We start from the raw sequence: 18,762 nt of genomic DNA on the forward strand, positions 1-18,762 counted from the left end.
AGTCACAGCCCTCTCTTGTGGGATAGCCGTCCCGGCTGTCCTGGTTGCAATAGTCCCTTGAGCAGTCGCTTTGAATATTCGCAAACTCTGCAACCCAATTACCATAATGTCCACCTTTACTGACTTCGGGGGAAAAACTACTGCGATCGCGGCTTTCCCTACCCCCTTTCCGGACCTAGGGCCTGCTCAGCAGACCCATGGCCAGCCCGATTTTCAATTCGATGCAGATTGGTTCCATCCCGACCTGCTACAGAAATACGATCGCCCCATTCCCCGTTACACCAGCTATCCCCCGGCCACGGAGCTGAAGGCAGAATTTGACCCCCAGGGGTTTGAGCAGGCCATTGCCCAGGGGAACCACCATCAGCGGCCCCTGTCCCTCTATGTCCATGTCCCCTTCTGCGATCGCCCCTGCTACTTTTGTGGCTGCAACGTCATCATCACCCAGCAGCGCGATCGCGCCACCCGCCCCTACCTGAAGGCCCTAGAGCGCCATATCGAGGTCATGGCCCAGGGGGTCGATCGCCAACGTCCAGTCACCCAACTCCATTGGGGCGGCGGCACCCCCAACTATCTGGACCTAGGGGAAATGGAGCAATTATGGACAATGCTCTCCCGCCGGTTTTCCTTTGCCCCAGGGGCGGAATGCTCCATTGAGGTGAACCCCCGCCTAGTCACACGGGAGATGATTCTGCACCTGCGGCAGCTCGGTTTTAACCGCATCAGCTTTGGGATTCAGGACTTTGATCCCCGTGTCCAAGCGGCGGTGAATCGGGTGCAGCCGGAGGCGATGCTATTCCAGGCCATGGACTGGATTCGGGAGGCGGGATTTGACAGTGTCAATGTGGATTTGATCTACGGACTCCCCTACCAAACCCCGGCCACCTTCCAGCGCACCATTGAGAAAACCCTGCACCTAGACCCCAACCGCATTGCCGTCTTTAACTTTGCCTATGTGCCCTGGATGAAACCGATTCAGCGGCGCATCAACGCCGATGCCCTGCCCTCTCCAGCAGCCAAGTTGGAAATGTTCCACACCACCATTGACCAGTTGCAGCAGGGAGGATATCGGTTCATTGGCATGGATCACTTTGCCAAGCCGACAGATGAACTGGCGATCGCCCAATCCCAGGGTAAACTCCACCGCAATTTTCAGGGCTACACCACCCAAGGGGACGCGGAACTGCTGGGGTTTGGGGTGACTGCCATCAGCATGTTCCAGGATGTCTATACCCAGAATGCCAAGGGATTGCAGGCTTTTTACCGGGCGGTAGATCAAGGGGTAATGCCCCTAGAGCGCGGGGTGCGACTGTCCCAGGATGACCAGATTCGGCGCACCCTGATTCAGGAGCTAATGTGCCATTTTTACCTGTCCAAGGCCAAGATTGCCCGCTGCTATGGGCTCGACTTTGACGCTTATTTTGCCCGTGAACTGCGGGATCTATGGCCGCTCCAGGGAGATGGGCTGCTCCAGGTGAGCCCCACAGAGATTACCGTCACCCCCATCGGTCGTTTGCTGATTCGCAACATCGCGGCGGTGTTTGACCCCTATTTACGCCATCGTCAGCAGGGGCAATTCTCCCAGTCCCTTTAGTCACCTGATCATTGGGCGCGGAAACCGCGCCCCTACCCCCACACCCCAATACCTAATTACCCGGCGACAAGGGCAACCACAAGAGATTGCCCCAACACCCCAATACCCCAATACCCTCACACCTAATTACCCGGCGACAAGGGCAACCACAAGGGATTGCCCCTACGGGAATAACCCCAACACCCCATCACCCCAACACCCCATCACCCCAACACCCCATCACCCCAATACCCCATCACCCCAATACCCCATCACCTCATCACCTCATCACCCCATGACCCAAATTCCATCTTCAGCCCCAAACACCCGCGATGGCCTCGTATTTCACTGGCCCACGGTACTGTTCATTGCCCTGATTCATGGTTTAGCCCTAGGGCTAGCGCCGTTCTTTTTTTCCTGGTCTGCCGTAGCTCTGACCCTAGGTCTCCACTGGCTGTTTGGCAGCATTGGCATTTGCTTGGGCTACCATCGCCTCCTGAGCCACCGTAGTTTTCGCGTTCCCCAAGGGTTGGAATATGCGATCGCACTCATCGGTGTTTTGGCCTTCCAGGGTGGCCCTATTTTCTGGGTGGCGGGCCATCGCCTCCACCATGCCTATACCGAAGATCGCGATCGCGACCCCTACTCCGCCCAGCGGGGATTTTGGTGGAGCCACATGCTGTGGTTGTTCTACCAGCGGTCTACCTTCTTTGATCCCCAGCAGTACTACCGCTATGCCCCCGATCTGGCACGAGATCCGGTCTACCGCTGGTTCGATAGCTATGGGGCGCTGCTCCAAATCCCCCTAGCTGGCCTGTTGTACCTACTGGGGGGGTGGCCCTTTGTGGTGTATGGCATGTTGGTGCGCTCAGTGTTGCTGTGGCATAGCACCTGGCTGATCAACTCCGTAACCCACCTGTGGGGCAATCGCCCTTTTCTCTGTGACGATAACTCCCGTAATCTCTGGTGGGCAGCCATCCTCACCTATGGCGAAGGCTGGCACAATAACCACCATGCCTATCCCCAAGTTGCCCCGGCGGGCTGGCACTGGTGGCAAATTGACATAACTTGGTGGGCCATTCGCACCCTCCAAGCCCTAGGTTTGGCCCGCAAGGTAGTGATGCCCCCGCCCGAGCGCTTGGGGCACGACTTCCGAGGCTGGGATTCACCGCTGAAACCGCTCCGCCGCTTGGGGTCGATCTTGCCAACTTATCCCCACAGTCCCGGCGGTACTCAGGGGAATAGTCACCAGTCCTCCCCCATAGGCTCTAATGCCGATTACAACGCCGATTACGACAAGGAGTCGGCCCTGCCCTGACACCTCAAAGTTGACTGAGCACTAGGTTTTAGACAGAGAGATCTCGGCGGCTAGGGTGTCTACAAACTGGCGGGCGGTGCGGCCTGAGCGCCCATTGTGGCGGGTGGCCCATTGTAGGGCGCGGCGCTCTAGTTCTGCCACAGGCAGGGGAATTTCCGCCAGTCCTGCCAGATGTTTGACAATTTCTAGATAGGTGGGCTGGTCGGCGGACTCAAAGGTGAGGGTGAGGCCAAAGCGATCGCTAAAGGAAAGTTTCTCTTGCATAGTATCCCAGGACTGAATTTCGTCTTGGTCCCTGGGACGGGGGCGATCACTGAAATATTCCCGCACTAGATGGCGGCGGTTAGAGGTGGCATAGACCACTACGTTTTGGGGGCGGGCGGTGATGTTTCCCTCTAGAACTACCTTTAGGGCTTTGAAGGCGTCGTCATCCTCTTCAAAGGAAAGGTCATCCACAAAGATGATGAACTTCTGGGGACAGGTGCGGACCAGGTCCACGATGGTGGGCAAGTGGGTGAGGTCTCCCTTGTCCACTTGGATCAGGCGCAGACCGCGATCGCAGTATTCATTCACCAGGGCCTTGACGAGGGAAGATTTGCCAGAGCCGCGACTGCCATAGAGCAAGACATGGAGGGCCGGGTAGCCCGCCAACAGAAACTCCGTGTTTTGCGCCACCTGCTGCCGGGGATGATCGTAGGCCGCAAGTTGGTGCAAGCGCACGGGATCCGGGTGGGGAATTCCCCTGAGTCCGTCTGGGGACCACTGAAAGGCCCGATATTGTCCCCAAATGCCTACCCCCTGCTGGCGGTAGTAGTCCGCCAGTTCTGCTAAGCCCTCCGGCCAGTCCGGCAAGATCGGCAAGGAAACGGGCACTGGGGCTGGGTCTAAGGTCCAGACAACAGGGGCTTCCGGAATCTGACAGACAGTCTGGACCCAGCGACTTAACTGATCGCCCTGACAGGTGTAGAGGGCCTGAAGACGCTGAAGATCGTGGCGGGCGGCGGTAACGAGGGCTGGGGGCAGGTCAGCGAAATCTCTATACTGGGCCTGCTGGGAAAAGGGATTGTCCGATCGCAGAATTTGCTGAAGCAGATGATCCTGCCAGGTTTGCTGATACTCTGCCTGGATCCGAAACCAGGTTCCATAGGCGATCTGACAGCGGCTGAAGTCTTCGGTACAAAGGGCATCCAGTAGAGCCAACAGCGCCTGACTCAGGGGCGTTTCGAGCACCGACTGGTAGAGTAACAGGGCCATGGCCTGTTGCCGATAACGCTGTACAAGTCCAATGGCCTTGGCCGCCAATCCACCCATATCAAACTTTCCTTACTCCAGGACTTCGGTCACCCGTCAACTATGAATTGACAGAGCACTAGTGCTCTGTCAATTCTAAATTTGTAGCTACTGTGTTAGCGCCTCAGGGTCAAGCCTGCTGAGGGGCTAACACAGTAGCTACGCAGACTCACATCACAAAGGTAAAGTTCACAGACCACTAGTATTCTGCGGCGTAAATACCCTAACCGTTCTTATCGTGGCACACCTCGGCCCCTCACCCTAGCCCTCTCCCACGGGGAGAGGGGACCAGAAAATAATGTTGGGCGACGCGACAATAGTGAACTGATTTACAGTGGACTGATTTACGCCCTGCGGTACTAGGATCGCTGGGCTTGTTGGAGGGCCGCCAAGTCGGCCCCGCAAATGGCGGCTAGGTTGTGGGTGATGGTTGCGATGTCCCAGTGCCACCACTGGAGTTGCAGGAGGGTCTGAATGGTTTCGGGGTCAAAGCGGGGGCGGATTTCTTGGGCTGGATTGCCCCCAACTACGGTGTAGGGTGGGACGGATTTGGTCACGACTGATTGGGCGGCGATGATGGCCCCATCCCCCACCTGCACACCCGGCATTAGGGTCGCGCCATAGCCAATCCACACGTCATTGCCGATGACGGTATTGCCTTTGTCGGGCCATGCGTCGGGCATGACCGTTTCCCAGCCCTGGCCAAAGACGGGAAAGGGGTAGTTGGTAAACCAGTCGGTGCGATGGTTGCCTCCGTTCATGATGAATTTCACATCGGAGGCGATGGCGCAAAATTTGCCAATGATCAGCTTGTCGCCCACAAAGTCGAAGTGGTAGAGCACATTGCGCTCAAAGTTTTCGGGGTTTTCAAAATCGTCGTAGTAGGTGTAGTCCCCGACGATGATGTTGGGGTTGGTGATGATGGTTTTGAGGTAGACCAGTCGTGTTTGTCCGACGATGGGGTATCGGGTCTGGGGGGAGGGACCGTAGGCCATGGCAGAGGATAGATGGACCATGCTGAAGCTTACTCTAGATTTTTCCCTGATTTTGAATTCGGTTTTCAATGGCGGTGCCGCCGCCAAGGTGTTCCTCTAGAAACCGCAGCAGATCGATAATGGCGACCTTGGCTTGGTCAATCCGATCCCCTTTTTTGCCATGGCCTACCGCCAAGTAGAAGGTCACCAATTGCTTAAACCAGACCAGATCCTGGGGATTACGAAACTTTTCGCAGAAGGTGCGATAGCTGATCACCTGTCGCCCTTTCTTCCCCGCCATGGCCTCTGCCAGGGTGCTTTGCAGAATGTAGTAGATGCCCCCTGTTTTTCCCAGGGCCAAGCTGATCTGAAATAGACGATTCACTAGCTCCGTATCGCTGCCCTGTTCTAGGGGCAGGTAGGGAGCCTTACTCCGCACCTGATCCATGTGAAAAAATAGACAGGCGGTGAGGTAACAAGAGGACATCAGGTAGTAGCCGTCGGTGGTGAACCAGTCATCCGGTAGGTTGTTAATGGCCTCTGGGCTCTCCACCGAGAGGAGGGCATCACAGATACCGTCCCCCCGCTGTAGGCGATCCTCAATGCGGGAGAGGCGGGCGTAGGCTTCCTCTAGGTAGAGTCGTAGGGGATTTAGGTATTCGCCTGTGATCCGATCGCGTTCCTTCGTCTTCTCCAGACTATGGGTGGCCCGAGTCGCAAAATACTGACTGCCGAGAGCCACGATGAGGGAGGTGATGGCGGAGACAATAGCGGTGACAAGTCCTGCGGTCATAGCAGTTGTTGTAAAGAAGAAATTGGGGGTAGCCAAAGCAGTAGATAGGGATTCTCTGGCCAGCCTGATTATTAGGATCTCATGGAACCTTGCGGGCAGAAGAGCCCAAGACGGCTAAGACCAGCCCCAAAAAGACCAGAACAGCGCCAGCCCCTTCCATCAGGCTGAGACTGTCCCCCAGTAACCAGGCCGAAAACCCCATGCCAAAGATGGGCACCAGCAGGGAAAAGGGAGCGACTCGATTGGGGGAATAGTGCTGCACGAGGTAGGCCCAGAAGCCAAAGCACAGAAGGGAGGAAATCAGTCCGGTGTAGAGAATGGTGCCTGCCCCCAGGAGGGTGAGGTGACGGAGGGCATCCCCCTGGCCGGATTCAAACAGGGCGGACAGGGTGAGCAGGGGGAGGGGCGGGACTAGGGCCATCCAGACCCAAAAGCGAAAGCTGCTGCCTACCTTGGCTAGTTTCAAACAAATGTTGCCCAAGGCCCAGGACAGGCTGGAACCCAGCACCAGCAATAATCCTAGGATCTGGGCCTGTCCTCCTCGGGCAAATGCGATCGCAACCATACCCACTAAGGCGATGCCCACCCCCACCCACTGTTGCCGCCGGGGCACATCCCGCAGGATCACCGTGGAGAGCAATAAGGTGAACAGGGCCTGGGACTGTACCAACAGAGAGGACAATCCCGGTGGCATTCCATTGGCCATGCCAATGTAGAGCAAGCCAAACTGAAATACCCCCATCGTCAACCCCACCGCCACAATCCATCGCCAGGGAATGCCCCGGCGAGGAACAAAGAAAATTGCCGGAAAGGCAATGACTACAAAGCGTAGGGCCGCAAACAGCAACGGCGGAAAGGATCCTAACCCCACTTGGATGGCGACAAAATTAAAGCCCCATAGCACCGCCACGAGGACGGCGATGAGGAGATGGATTGGAATCATCAAGTTCGGCGTAGCCGTAGGGCGAGGGTTCCCGCTAGGTCGGTCGAGAACCCCCACTTTTCATAGAAGGCCACCATATCAGGCGGACAGTGCAATTGAATATCCCGCACCAAGTCTAATTCCGGCAGGTGCAGCACTGTCTCCATCAGGTAGCGCCCCAAGCCTAGCCCCTGACGGGACTCCACCACCATCACATCTAGCAAAAACGCTTTGTATATGGAGTCTGTGAGTACGCGGGCAAAGCCCACCAAACGTTCATCCCGATCATCCACTAACCCCACCACAATGTCGCTGTGGTCCAACATTCGTCGCACTTCTCGGAGGGTGCGATCGGCAGCCCACCACGTTTGACGATAGAGGCTACATAGATCCTGAATATGATCTTCATGGAGCTGTCGGACAATGACGATCGCCATGGGGGCTACGGTACTGCTGCACAGGGAACGGAACCGCCACATTGTCCACCAGAGGAGGATCCTACACAGGTGATCTAGACGACATTGCTAGGGGCGCAGGCTAGACTCACGGCGGTTACAACCGCTGCTATACAAACATAAGAGTTGTTGTGAAATAGTGCTCAGTCAGAACCTTCAAGGGCGACTTCCTTCCTCTCTCCCTCGGTTAAGCGGCCATCAGATAAAAGTTCCAGAGTCCTGCCGCTGTGAAGATGGAGCGGTCATCAAAGTTCGCTTTGCGATTGCGATAGACCTGGGCGGCAATCCCATAGCGTTTTAGGCCAGCAAAGGCATGCTCCCCGACGACCCGTTCTCGGGCGAGGGCTTGATTCTCAGCTTTCTGCTCATCGGTGAGTTGTCCGCCCTTAGGTTTCTTGTGTGGAATCTCTACGTTGACATACTCGTTTTGCAGCCCCTGAAAGCCTGAATCACCCTGGATTTTGACGTCATCAGGAATCCACTCGGCCCATCCCTCGCTATTGAGAATGCCTTTGTCGTGCGCCTTACCGGGATAGGCGGTGCTGAATACGAGAATCTGGCGGTCTGGGGCGACACCAGCCAGGTGGGTGCGGGTATGGCGCTTCTTTTTGCCTGAGTAATCTTCCTTCTGTTGGTCCCGGTCTTTGGCCCGCTGAATGGGGCGTTCAGTCCCGTCAAGAATCACCCGTTCCACCTCGGGAAAGGCTTCGATAAATTCTTCAAGACTGGTCAATTTGCGTTTCGGCAACGCCATTTTTTCACCCAGGGCTTCCTCCAGCAGTGGTTGGAGGCGATGCATCCAACGATTCGCCTGAGCGCGATCCAGGTCAAACAGGACACCGGCCAAATCAAAGGTCGGATACACCTTGAAGTAGAACAAGATGAAGAACAGTTTGGTCTCGACCGTTGCTAAATTGGGTTTTCGTCCGGCTCCGGTGGCCCGTTGACGGGGTAAGGGACTCCGACGGGGAACCTCTGCATGGGCCAACACCTGAGCGAAGGTGGATTCCAGTTCCTCAAAGGCTTTCCGGTTCAAACCGGTCAAAGCCCGCAGCAGGCGGTCACTCTTGAGGGCACGTTGGAGGTTCAGCACGGCACAACCAGGTTAACTAGCTCTAGAGGCTATTATCCCCTATTTCACAACAGGTCTATAGAAATAGACGTAGCCCTTGGTAAACGGCTTCCAGCCAGATTCAACCACATCTGAATCTGGGACTATCCCAGCCCTCCAATTTCCGGTAGGCTTTTAAACATTCCTTAATGGATATACCGCCCCGTTTATGGGTACTGCGCTAATTTCCACGGATCGCCTCAATCACTACTATCAGCAGGTCAAGGCTGTAATCTTGGCGCGGCAGCATCCCGTCAGTGGTCTGCTGCCCGCCAGTACCGCTATCACCGTCCACGGCGACTACACCGATGCCTGGGTGCGGGATAACGTCTATAGCATCCTAGCGGTATGGGGATTGGCTCTGGCCTACCGCAAGGGAGATGAAACCACCGGCCACACCTACGAGCTAGAGCAAAGCGTGGTGAAGCTGATGCGGGGGCTCCTGTTTGCCATGATGCAGCAGGCCCATAAGGTGGAGCGGTTCAAGGAAAACCAGGAACCTCTGGCGTCCCTTCACGCCAAGTACGACACCGCTACCGGAGCCCCGGTGGTGGGGGATGATGAGTGGGGCCATTTGCAGATTGATGCCACCGCTGTCTTTTTGCTGATGCTGGCCCAGATGATTGCTTCGGGGCTGCAAATTATCTTCACCCAGGATGAGGTGAAGTTTATCCAAAATCTGGTCTATTACATTGGTCGGGCCTACCGCACGCCGGACTATGGCATCTGGGAGCGGGGCAATAAGCTCAACCATGGGAAGCCGGAGCTGAATGCTAGTTCCGTGGGCATGGCTAAGGCGGCTCTAGAGGCGATGGATGGGTTGAACCTGTTCGGCATTCGCGGGGGGCAGTCTTCGGTGATCCATGTACTGCCGGATGAGATTTCCCGTGCCCGCATTACGTTGGAATCCTTGCTGCCCCGTGAGTCGGGGTCGAAGGAGGTGGATGCGGCGGTGCTGAGTGTGATTGGCTATCCCGCTTTTGCCATTGAGAATGGGGATCTGGTGCAGCGCACCCGCGAAAAGATTGTGGACAAGCTCCAGGGGCGTTACGGCTGCAAGCGATTTTTGCGGGATGGTCACCAGGTGGCGGTGGAGGATACGACTCGGCTCCACTATGAGCCGGAGGAACTGCTGCGCTTTGAGCATATTGAGTGTGAGTGGCCGTTGTTCTTTGCCTACCTCTATCTGGATGCGCTGTTTCGTCGGGACCAAAGTGCGATCGCATTTTACCAAGAGCGCCTAGAGGCCATCGCCGTCCACGAGGGTGGCTTTGCCCTGCTACCGGAGCTGTACTATGTGCCGGAAACTGCGATCGCGGCAGAGCGGGCCAAACCCCATAGCCAAGAACGCCTGCCCAACGAAAATACCCCCCTAGTCTGGGCACAGAGCCTCTATCTCCTGGGGCAAATGATCGCCGATGGGCTGCTCACCCCCCAAGACATTGATCCCCTTGGTCGTCACCACCGGGTGGGCCAGGTGCGCCAGTCCATTGTCCAGATTGCGCTTGTGGCGGAAAACGCTGGCTTGCAACAGGAACTCGCCACCTACGGCATTGAAACCCAGATTCCAGAGCAGCTAGAGCCCGTGCGGATCCAGCCCTCGGGAGAACTCTCCGGCGTCTATGCCCACATTGGCTACAACGCCAAACTCAACCTGAGTGGACGCCCCATTCGCCGTCTCCGCAGCCTCACCACCTCCCGCGTCTTTCGCATCGCTGGGGAAAACGTAGTGTTTTTGCCCTCCTTCCTAGATGCCCAAAAGTTCTACATCACCCTGGACTACCACTTTCTAGTAGCCCAGATCCGCAGCGAACTGGCCTATATCCACTACCACTGGAATGCCCCCGGTCGCCCCACCGTGACCCTACTGCTGACCCATGAACTTTTTGAGCTGGGCCATCGCCCCATCCATGGGTCCCCCCTGCTGAAACTCATCCAGGAACTGAAGGCGGGCTACTGTGGCAATGTCCCCGTGGTGCTGGGGCCACTGTACCAGTTGCTACTGACGGCGGGCACCGAGCGAATTGACGATATCGGTCAATACGCCTTTAGTGCGGTCCAACCCCGTTACATCCCCTGGATTTCCTCCTTTCTGGCGATGGTGCCGGAACAGGCCCAGCCCCTCAATGTGTGGCAGGTATTTCAGATCGAGGGAGAGGAAACCGCTGACCTCGTCAGTAGCCTGCGGGCGTCGGATAACCTCTACAAACAAATCGAAATCCTCGCTCGTCTCCATGCCTTAGAGGGCCTAGATTTTGATGCGGGCTACGGTCAGCCAGAGCGGACCGTGACGGTGGCGGATCTACTGGAGGAGGTGTACATCAAGGCCAGTAGGCTGGAGTTGTGGCTCGTGGTGCGACGGGCGGCGGGGCTGCTGGGCAAGATGGATGTGAATTTGTCGGATGCGGTGACGGAGTTGGTAGTGCGCCAAAAGCAGGTCACTGTGGGCAAAGCCTACACCGAAAACTCCCTAATTCGGGATCCCATGCCCCACTCGGAGATTATTCATAAGATCAACGCCTTTTGTAGTGACGATGAACGCGATCGCCCTTTGACCCAGGAGATCCTTGTCTATCTGAGTGTGCTGATCAAGTCAGAGCCGGAACTGTTCAAGGGGTTGCTGACCCTCCGGGTAGGCTATTTAATTCTGTTGCTGACGGGGGAACTAGCGCGGGAGCAGGGCATCCCTCGGGACGAAGCCTACGATCGCCTCACGGCCCTCAGTCCCCATGCGGTGAAAACCCGACTGCGCCAAGTGCTGGCGGGCTACAGCGGTCTGAATCGCACCCTATTTAAGCAGGAATCGCTCCAGGCTAAGGCCAAGGCTCCCATCACTTGGGGGGTGGTGGCCCAACCCCTGGATAAGGCTCCCGAGGATGGGGACTGGTGGCGCAAGCGCCAGATCGATGGTGAACTTACCCGCCTGCCGGAGGACTTTTACCAGGATGTCTGGCTATTGCTGAGCCATTGTCAGGGCATTGTGATTGGGGACAAGCTAGATCGCCGTAATCGCATCGACAGCGATCGCGTTTTGGCAGAAATGACTCCAGGGGAAGACAATTTCGCCCGCCGTCTGGAGCATTTGTTGAATAAAATTCACGCCCCTGAATATCGCCATCTGACGGTGGAGGCTCTGCGGGAGCTAGCGGCGATTTTCAAGGGCAATCCTGACCTCCAGTTTGAGAGCTACATCGTGCTAGATGTGCTGACGGGCCATGCTGTGCGTCTGGCCTGGGTGGAGGATCACCCCGACCGCATTGGTCGCTACGAGTCCCAAAAGGCGGCAGCGTGGTCTGCCTTTTATCAGCGATCGCCAGAGGACTGCGCTCTCTATATTGCCAAGGCACTCCAGTTCCTCGTGGAGCTGGCGGAGGAGACCGGAGACAACAACTCTGCTGAGGTCGCCTAACCCAGAGAGGGAAATTTGCTAACCCGGCACAGAACCCCAGTTTCTGTGCCCTTTCTCTACAGCCCATTACCAATCAAAATAAACGATGCCCAATAGTAGGGGTGAGTCAAGGAGCCGCCTGCAACCAACGGCTGCCTCGTTGCTGCCCTCCCTATTCCGTAGCGCCAATCAATGTAAATGCGGCCCAGTTCCTCGGATCGGGATGGCTCTGCATCGTGACCAACATGGCTTGCCGCAGGGCTTGGGCCTTACTTTCGCCCTGGCTCAACTGACGGTAAAACACGGTCATCAAGTCTGCCGTTGGTGCATCGGGTACTGCCCACAGGGATACCACCACACTGGGTACCCCAGCCGCAATGAAGGCGCGGGATAAGCCAATCACCCCATCGCCCGTTAGCCGCCCCCGCCCCGTATCACAGGCACTCAGCACCACCAAACTGGCCCGCAGGTTCAGTTGTAGAATTTCGGCAGAGGTCAGCAAGCCATCTTCGCCATTGCCAGGAGCTAGGGCGATCGCACCGGGCACATCCCGCGTTCCTGTTTCTCTGGGATCGCCATACTCCAACAATCCATGGGTCGCCAAATGAATCACATCCGCCTGGGGCATCTGTTGTTTCACCCGCGATTCCGTTGCCTGATCGTCCGTCAGCGCTGTGGTACCCAAGAAGCCTGCCACTGCCTCCGCTTCCCGCCGCGCCCCATAAAGGGGAGCCAACTGCACCGACTCAAACACGCCGGATTCCGAAAAGAAGGTTACCTGGGGCATGGTGGGATCGCCCACAATCAAGGGCCGTTCTGCCCGCAGAGCAGGGAGCCTGTTTTCACTGGCTAGGGTATGGGTCAGTTGCAAGACTTGAATTGACGGGGCGGTAATGATCGTGTGATTCTCAATCAAATAGCGCCCATCCGCATCCCGCAGTGCCGGGAAAGGTACCAGGAAGAGTTGTCCCTGGGGAATGAAAGCAACTGTCTGCTCTGGGTCATCGGGAAGCAGATCGGCAATGGGTTCAATCAGCAGTTCATGGAGTTGCTGCAACTTAGCCCCAGCCTGTGCCCGTCGCTCAGTTAGGGTCACTGGATTTTGTGTCATGACTACTTCCACGCTTGCTGGGGCTCCCCGCACACCAATAGCGTCACGGGTATCGGTGACGAGGGCGGTGAGGTCAATATCGGTGAGGGGTTGTTGACGAAAGGTAACGTTGCCATCGGGGGAGACGACCCAGATGTAAAGGCTGGAATTGAAGCTGTAGCCAGACTGAGGATGCCAACCGAAGCGACGGTTCAGTTCATAGTAGGCATCCACATCGCGAATGATGGAATAGGCCACAAGGGTTGAGTTTGTCTGTTGTGCCGTCTGCTTGATAGCTTCTATATCAACCGCAGGACTGCTCGATAGTTCTGCCGCTGTATTGCTAGCTTTCTGGGATAGAAGTGTAACGAGCGCCCGTGCTCTCCCCTGCTCTGCCACTACTAAAGAACGCTCGAAATCATTCTGATCAGCCAAAGCCTGCTGTAACAGAGCGAATGTATTGAGTTGAGTTTCAAAAAGTGAGATTTTGTCAGCGTCTCCTGAAACATTGACAAGAATATCATTCAAAATTTGGATAGCTTCCATGAGACGGCTTTCTGCCCGTTGAGGCTGATCGTTTGATAGATGGGCTCTACCTAGAAGCATCAGTACATTAGCCTCTGAGCTACGAATTCCATTTGCTCTATAAATTTCTAAGGCTTCCTCAAGATATTCAATTCTTGTTGAAGAAACACCTGAAGTTTGGAAAAAAGATAGGCTTGCACTGTGTTGAACTAGGGTCTGTGCTAGCAATAAGGGATTGTTGAGGCTTCTTGCGATCTCTAGGGCTTCTTCGTGGCGAGTACCCGCACGCCCACCATCGAAGCGATTAACTGCAAGGTATCCTAGACTTCGTTCAATATCGCCCAAGGCATTTAATGCAAAGATTGCCCCCCGGGAATCATTGAGTTCACGAGCAATAGCCAAACGTTGTTCATAGAGTTCAGTTGCCTGTTGATAGTCTCCCAGCCCCAGATAGACAGCACCCAAATTACCTAAGGCTCGACCTTCAGAGCGCCTAAGGTATATCAGCTCCGCATCGCTGAGATCTCCGCTTGCTGACAGTTCAGCGACAGCCTCTTGCAGAAGACTTAAAGATTGTTTTTGTAGCTCAAGGCTGAGTTGAAGATTGCCTAAGTCTCCATAGGTACTGCTAAGACCTCCAATAGCAATACTTTCGTTGAATTGATCGCCATTGTTTCTGGCAATGTCAATACTTTGTTGAAACAAATTGAGGGCTTGTTGATAGTATCCTAAATTCCGATAGGCAATTCCCAGGCTGTTTAGAGCATTAAACACATCAAAATCCTCTGGATTTTGATGTGGGGTGTTTAGAGATAAATCTAGACTTCTTTGTAAAAGATTGATCGCTTGCTGATAGTTGCCGTTTTCAATGGCAGCTATTCCTGCTTGATTGTAAGAAGATGCTAGGTCTACGGTAATCCGATAAGATTCTCTTCTGTTATTTTGCTGGGCAATGGAGAGTGCCTCTTCATGGACATTGATGGCTTGTTGATAATCTTCAACATCCCTGTAGGTATTACCCAGGTTGCTGAGAGCGTTTAACTGTCTGCTAATGTCTTCTGTTCGGCGGGCAAGCGTTAGAGAAGACTGTAAAGCGTCAATTGCCATCTGAGGCTCACCCGATCTGCGGTAGGCCACGCCCAAGTTGTTAAGAGCCCTTGCTTGTTGGGTCAGGTCATTGAGTTCGATGGCGATCGCCAGCGCCTGCTGATGTAGGGCAATGGCTTGCTCATACTGCCCAAGATCCTTATAGGCACCACCAATAACCCCTAGAATTTGAGCTTCGGTATGACGATCTCCTGCTGCCCGGAACAGTGCCAATGCTTGTTCCCAAAGGGCAATAGCGGCTTCCAGTTCTCCACGACTAGACAGTTGCTCTGCTTGACTAAGAAGTTGAATCGCTTCTAGTTGCCTGGTGTCAACCTGTTGAGCCAGACTTGGTGACGGTAGCGGCAATGGCTGGATAGATGTGGTATCCCAATCTGATAAGTCTGAGACGATGTTGGGAGATGTCTGGGCCTGTTTGACTGACCCAGACTCCAGAGACTCCAGTTCAATAGGCTTTTGAGCAAGGCTGACGGTTTGGCTCAAAGGCAGTGTTGCGATCGCGGTCGCAACCATCAGGCTCAGTAACTGAGTAACTCGTCTCATGGGGTACCTCCAGGGGTAACAGGCAGTGCTACTCCTTTATAGTTCTGATCCCGCCCAGCTTATTCAAGGGACGCAATGGGATCGATGATGGCAAGGTCCAAGATCCAGTCAAAATCCTGGCCGTTGTGGGTAACGAGAGGCCGTTTATGCAGCAGCGTCCTTCTATCCCGTCAGGGCAACAACATAGGCGATGTCCACCTAGTACCGCAGGGCGTAAATCAGTCCACTATTGCCGCGCCAGCTCAACATTGTCCGGTCCCCTCTCCCAAGGGGAGAGGGCTAGGGTGAGGGGCCGAGTGTAGCACGATAGAACGGTCAGGGTATTTCCGCCGCAGAGTACTAGTGTAGCGGCAACGCCCTGAGGAATCCTTCCTCTAGAATCAAAGGTGAGCGATCGCTTTAGTTGACCTGCAACCATGGCCGTCACGCTGAACCAGCCCAACACCCCCATCCTGGTAGACGCATCGAGGTGGTGATTACCAGCGGTGGCCTCAATAAAGTGGCCTCAATAAATTAGAAGCCTATCGACGGCTAGGCATCCCAGAGGTGTGGTTTTGGGAAGACAGCCAACTCGCAATTTACTGGCTCAGAACGGAAGGGGCTGATGTCGTCTATGCACCCACCTTAACCACCCAACTCCTGCCCCAATTAGACGCGCCCCAATTACTCACCTGCGTCAACATGGCCAAGCATGTTGACGCCATCCGCACCTTTCAACAGAGCCTACAGCACTAAGGGATGTGCGGGTTAATAGTGTACCCAGTGGCCAGGTTTTCTCCCGGAGGGAGAAAACCTGATCAGCGGAGCGGGTACGTTATTTTCCTGCGAGTCCCTTATTTAGTGGTGGTGGTGGTCGTGATGGTGATGGTGGTCGTGGTCATGGCTGTGGCTTTTGAAGCCCTGGGCCTGGGCCACCGCCATGGTTGGATTAACTGCGATCGCATCTGCCTCCAGCAGATCCGCAATCTGGGGATCGGCCCAGTCCGCCGCCATCTTCATAAATTGGGGATGGGCATTCACACAGGGCATCTGCACATAGGTCACTTCGGGATGCTGGCGGCGTAGAGAGCCGATGATGTGTTCCACATCCAGCAGGGTTTCGTGGTTTTCCGTGGCAAAGCCGATGGGCATAAACACCAGCGCCGTGGCCCCCAAGCCAATCAAATTCTGGGCCGCCAGGGTGGCATTGGGCTGAGTCCAGTCGATCAGGGGCGTGTCGTGGTTGAGCCAGCCCACAGAAATTAGGGGATAGCGGTTGATCAACCGTTCGCGGACCCGTTCATAGAGGGCTTGGCTCTCGTCAATGCCGGAGGTAAAGCCCTTGGCCTTGTGGGGACAGCCGTGGTTCATGAGCACGATAGCCGTTTGGGGGGCAAGGTGGGCGACGGCGAGGTCCGACTGGATTTTTTCCGTCACCAAATTCGCCAGCAGATCAATATACTCTGGCCGATCAAAGAAGGAGGGAATGTAGCGGCTACCCTGGAGCCAATGCTCCGTGGCATTGGCTCCAGGGTAGGTGGACAGGGCTTGGTTGACCTGCTCTACGGCGATGCCGCTGGTAAAGATGGAATCCACCACCAGCAGGGGATAGATCAAAATCCGATCGAAGCCCTGGGCTCGGATTTCCTCTAGAACCTGATCCGGGAGATGGGGAGCGCAGAAGTTAAAGGCTTTGAACACCTGGACCCGATCACCCCAGCGTTTCTGTAGTTCCGCCTCAATCCCCGCTCGCTGCTCCTCAAAAATGGCGTTGTGGGGAGAAATAAAATGGCCGTGCTGGTGGTCCCATTCGTGGCGATCAAAGATGGCCAGCAGCTTTGCTAAAGGGGGATAGAGCCACAGGGGCACCGGGGCAAATTTTGCGGTGAGGAGGTTGAGGGCTTGTTCGTTGTAGTTGGCGAAGTCGTCGTAGCTCTCGACTTCGCCGTAGCCCATGAGCAGCACCGCGACTCTGGGGGCGGTTTGGGGGGCGGTGGTTGGGGAGGGTCGGGTGGTGTCGGTGGTGACTGTCATAAACCTAGCTGGGTAGTGGCGGTAATACTTGCTGAGAGATGCTGCAATATGTGCCGGGATGTCTGCGGTCATGGCACTGGAAAATGGGTTCAGCAATTGCCCTCACCTTCAGGGTAGCAAGATCCCCCTGAGGGGGATCTTAAGAAAATCCTCCTGAAAGAGATATTTCCCCAAATGCAGATACGGGCAGATATTAAGGGCCTCTAGGGAGAAAAAATGAGGTCCAGTCGGGTTTGGGCTTGAGCTAGGGCGGTTTCAGGGTCTTCCCCCAAGAGGGTGGCCTCCATGGCTCGCCCAAAGTTTTCCGACAGGTAGGCATAGCCGGGGACCAAGGGCCGCGATCGCGCCGCCGCCATTTGGTCTATAAAGACCCGTAGCAGGGGATTTTCCGCCAAAAAGGCTTGATAGGCAGGGCTTTCCCGCACCGCTAGATTCACGGGCAAAAACCCGGTTTGGGTAGCCCAATCCAGTTGAAACTCGGGGCTGAGGATATAGGCCAGAAATTCCAGAGCGGCTTGGCGCTTCTTGGGACTGGTGCGGCAGAGAAAAAAGTTTTCGCCCCCCAGAACAGTGGCAGGCTGCTGATCCTGGGGTAGGGGAAAGACATCGAAATCAATTCCCGCCCCCTGCATCTGAGCCAGGGTCCAGGGTCCGGTGATCTGCATGGCCACCTTGCCCGTGAGGAAGTTATCTACTTCAAAGCCTCGCTCGGGGGGCGACAGGAGAACGGAACCGTCCTGAACCAAGGTTTGGGCAAATTCAAGGGCTGCGATCGCGCCGGGATTAACCAGATCTGCCCGCCCCTCTCGCTGGAGCCAACCCCCAGCACTGTAGACGAAGGGCAGCCACACAAAGACATTCCACTCCCCTTTACCCAGAGAAAGAAACATACCGTGCTGGTCAACCCGACCATCACCATTGGTGTCTTGGGTCAGGGCACGGGCCACCTGACGCAGTTCCTCCCAGGTGCGGGGGGGCGTCGCAATGCCCGCCTGCTGAAACAAGCTGGGACGGTAAAACACGGCGGTATTGTTGGCCCCAAAGGGAATAGACCACAGGTGATCCTCAAAGGCCATGGTTTCAAGGAGGGCTGGGTCCAGTTGCGCTTGGATCGGCGACTGGTTCAGCCAGTCCTCTAGGGGTTCCAGCGCTTCTAACTCCACCAGTTGCCCAGTCAGGGTGGGGGAGTACCAGAGAATATCGGGGGCAGCGTTGCCGACGATGGCGGTGAGGATTTTGGGGATTTGCTGATCGGGGTGGCCGACGTAGAGAGACTCCACCTGGATATCAGGGTGGCTGTCGTTGAAACGCTGAACGAGGGCATCAAAAACATCCCGATTGGGGGGCGGGCCAATGCCCTGCCACAGGGTCAGGTGGGTGACAGGGTCCGGGGGCCGGTCGAGGGTGGACTGACAACTAACCAGCCCCAGCAGCGCCGACACTAGGGTGATCAGCCCGAAAATCAACCATGGTCTAAGCCTTGCCCTTGAGGGCCACCGCACTGGAGGTTTCATGGAAATGCCGTAGCGTGAGCCCCGCGATCAGCGGGTGAACTGATAACTGCGATCGCATACGCCCTGAGTCACCTGCCAAGAAGAAACAGAAGGTTTTAGCCCTAGAGTTTCCCAGCGGTGATCACGGATTACGCCCCATCCTGGCA

General features: G+C 55.8%; 13 protein-coding genes. 4 read left to right on the forward strand and 9 right to left on the reverse strand.

Going from position 1 to position 18,762, the window contains the following annotated elements; all coding sequences use genetic code 11:
* Nucleotides 1–106 precede the first annotated feature (106 nt).
* A complete protein-coding gene (hemN, locus tag LEP6406_RS0216150) occupies nucleotides 107–1,594 on the forward strand; it encodes an oxygen-independent coproporphyrinogen III oxidase (RefSeq protein WP_008317663.1) in 1,488 nt (495 codons plus the stop codon).
* A 274-nt stretch (nucleotides 1,595–1,868) separates the two neighbouring features.
* Nucleotides 1,869–2,891 carry an acyl-CoA desaturase gene (locus LEP6406_RS0216155; protein ID WP_008316515.1) on the forward strand — a complete coding sequence of 341 codons (1,023 nt, stop codon included), beginning with the start codon at nucleotides 1,869–1,871 and terminating at the stop codon, nucleotides 2,889–2,891.
* A 21-nt stretch (nucleotides 2,892–2,912) separates the two neighbouring features.
* Here LEP6406_RS0216155 and LEP6406_RS0216160 read toward each other — a convergent pair whose 3' ends face one another.
* The 6 genes from LEP6406_RS0216160 to LEP6406_RS0216185 all read right to left on the reverse strand — a co-directional run bounded on the left by LEP6406_RS0216160 (nucleotide 2,913) and on the right by LEP6406_RS0216185 (nucleotide 8,418).
* Nucleotides 2,913–4,202 (reverse strand): ATP-binding protein, encoded by a 1,290-nt coding sequence (locus tag LEP6406_RS0216160; protein ID WP_008316513.1) that lies wholly within the window; start codon nucleotides 4,200–4,202, stop codon nucleotides 2,913–2,915.
* Nucleotides 4,203–4,540: 338 nt separating this feature from the next.
* Nucleotides 4,541–5,176: a CatB-related O-acetyltransferase gene (locus LEP6406_RS0216165; RefSeq protein WP_027269191.1), complete on the reverse strand. Its 636-nt coding sequence runs from the start codon at nucleotides 5,174–5,176 to the stop codon at nucleotides 4,541–4,543.
* Nucleotides 5,177–5,210: 34 nt separating this feature from the next.
* Complete coding sequence (locus LEP6406_RS0216170; RefSeq protein ID WP_008316511.1) at nucleotides 5,211–5,948, reverse strand: hypothetical protein; 738 nt, start codon at nucleotides 5,946–5,948, stop codon at nucleotides 5,211–5,213.
* Between the two features lie 79 nt (nucleotides 5,949–6,027).
* Nucleotides 6,028–6,891 carry an EamA family transporter gene (locus LEP6406_RS0216175; RefSeq protein WP_008316509.1) on the reverse strand — a complete coding sequence of 288 codons (864 nt, stop codon included), beginning with the start codon at nucleotides 6,889–6,891 and terminating at the stop codon, nucleotides 6,028–6,030.
* Nucleotides 6,891–7,349: a GNAT family N-acetyltransferase gene (locus LEP6406_RS0216180; protein ID WP_225886556.1), complete on the reverse strand. Its 459-nt coding sequence runs from the start codon at nucleotides 7,347–7,349 to the stop codon at nucleotides 6,891–6,893. The genes LEP6406_RS0216175 and LEP6406_RS0216180 overlap by 1 nt, the downstream gene beginning before the upstream one ends.
* A gap of 163 nt (nucleotides 7,350–7,512) precedes the next feature.
* The gene (locus LEP6406_RS0216185; RefSeq protein ID WP_027268700.1) at nucleotides 7,513–8,418 is read right to left on the reverse strand and encodes a transposase family protein; all 906 of its coding nucleotides are present in this window, start codon (nucleotides 8,416–8,418) and stop codon (nucleotides 7,513–7,515) included.
* Between the two features lie 187 nt (nucleotides 8,419–8,605).
* Here LEP6406_RS0216185 and LEP6406_RS0216190 point away from each other — a divergent pair, with 187 nt between their 5' ends.
* Nucleotides 8,606–11,845, forward strand: coding sequence for a glycoside hydrolase family 15 protein (locus LEP6406_RS0216190; RefSeq protein WP_008313904.1), 3,240 nt, complete (start codon nucleotides 8,606–8,608; stop codon nucleotides 11,843–11,845).
* A gap of 151 nt (nucleotides 11,846–11,996) precedes the next feature.
* On the opposite strand, the gene LEP6406_RS28465 is transcribed toward LEP6406_RS0216190, so the two are convergent.
* Nucleotides 11,997–15,089: a CHAT domain-containing tetratricopeptide repeat protein gene (locus LEP6406_RS28465; protein WP_008313906.1), complete on the reverse strand. Its 3,093-nt coding sequence runs from the start codon at nucleotides 15,087–15,089 to the stop codon at nucleotides 11,997–11,999.
* A gap of 546 nt (nucleotides 15,090–15,635) precedes the next feature.
* Here LEP6406_RS28465 and LEP6406_RS28470 point away from each other — a divergent pair.
* Complete coding sequence (locus LEP6406_RS28470) at nucleotides 15,636–15,824, forward strand: hypothetical protein (protein WP_008313910.1); 189 nt, start codon at nucleotides 15,636–15,638, stop codon at nucleotides 15,822–15,824.
* A gap of 102 nt (nucleotides 15,825–15,926) precedes the next feature.
* Here LEP6406_RS28470 and LEP6406_RS0216205 read toward each other — a convergent pair whose 3' ends face one another.
* On the reverse strand, nucleotides 15,927–17,102 hold the full coding sequence (locus LEP6406_RS0216205) for a ferrochelatase (RefSeq protein WP_036028512.1): 1,176 nt from the start codon (nucleotides 17,100–17,102) through the stop codon (nucleotides 15,927–15,929).
* Between the two features lie 203 nt (nucleotides 17,103–17,305).
* Nucleotides 17,306–18,568, reverse strand: a complete 1,263-nt coding sequence (locus tag LEP6406_RS0216210) for an ABC transporter substrate-binding protein (RefSeq protein ID WP_225886557.1) — start codon at nucleotides 18,566–18,568, stop codon at nucleotides 17,306–17,308.
* Nucleotides 18,569–18,762 lie beyond the last annotated feature (194 nt).

This window comes from Leptolyngbya sp. PCC 6406, assembly GCF_000332095.2.
GTDB lineage: Bacteria > Cyanobacteriota > Cyanobacteriia > Phormidesmidales > Phormidesmidaceae > PCC-6406.

Coding starts and splice junctions, on each gene's coding strand:
- LEP6406_RS0216165 (WP_027269191.1), bottom strand. CDS start 5,176: ATGGCCTACGGTCCCTCCCCCCAGACCCGATACCCCATCGTCGGACAA.
- LEP6406_RS0216175 (WP_008316509.1), bottom strand. CDS start 6,891: ATGATTCCAATCCATCTCCTCATCGCCGTCCTCGTGGCGGTGCTATGG.
- LEP6406_RS0216190 (WP_008313904.1), top strand. CDS start 8,606: ATGGGTACTGCGCTAATTTCCACGGATCGCCTCAATCACTACTATCAG.
- hemN (WP_008317663.1), top strand. CDS start 107: ATGTCCACCTTTACTGACTTCGGGGGAAAAACTACTGCGATCGCGGCT.
- LEP6406_RS0216160 (WP_008316513.1), bottom strand. CDS start 4,202: ATGGGTGGATTGGCGGCCAAGGCCATTGGACTTGTACAGCGTTATCGG.
- LEP6406_RS0216170 (WP_008316511.1), bottom strand. CDS start 5,948: ATGACCGCAGGACTTGTCACCGCTATTGTCTCCGCCATCACCTCCCTC.
- LEP6406_RS28465 (WP_008313906.1), bottom strand. CDS start 15,089: ATGAGACGAGTTACTCAGTTACTGAGCCTGATGGTTGCGACCGCGATC.
- LEP6406_RS0216180 (WP_225886556.1), bottom strand. CDS start 7,349: ATGTGGCGGTTCCGTTCCCTGTGCAGCAGTACCGTAGCCCCCATGGCG.
- LEP6406_RS0216205 (WP_036028512.1), bottom strand. CDS start 17,102: ATGACAGTCACCACCGACACCACCCGACCCTCCCCAACCACCGCCCCC.
- LEP6406_RS0216155 (WP_008316515.1), top strand. CDS start 1,869: ATGACCCAAATTCCATCTTCAGCCCCAAACACCCGCGATGGCCTCGTA.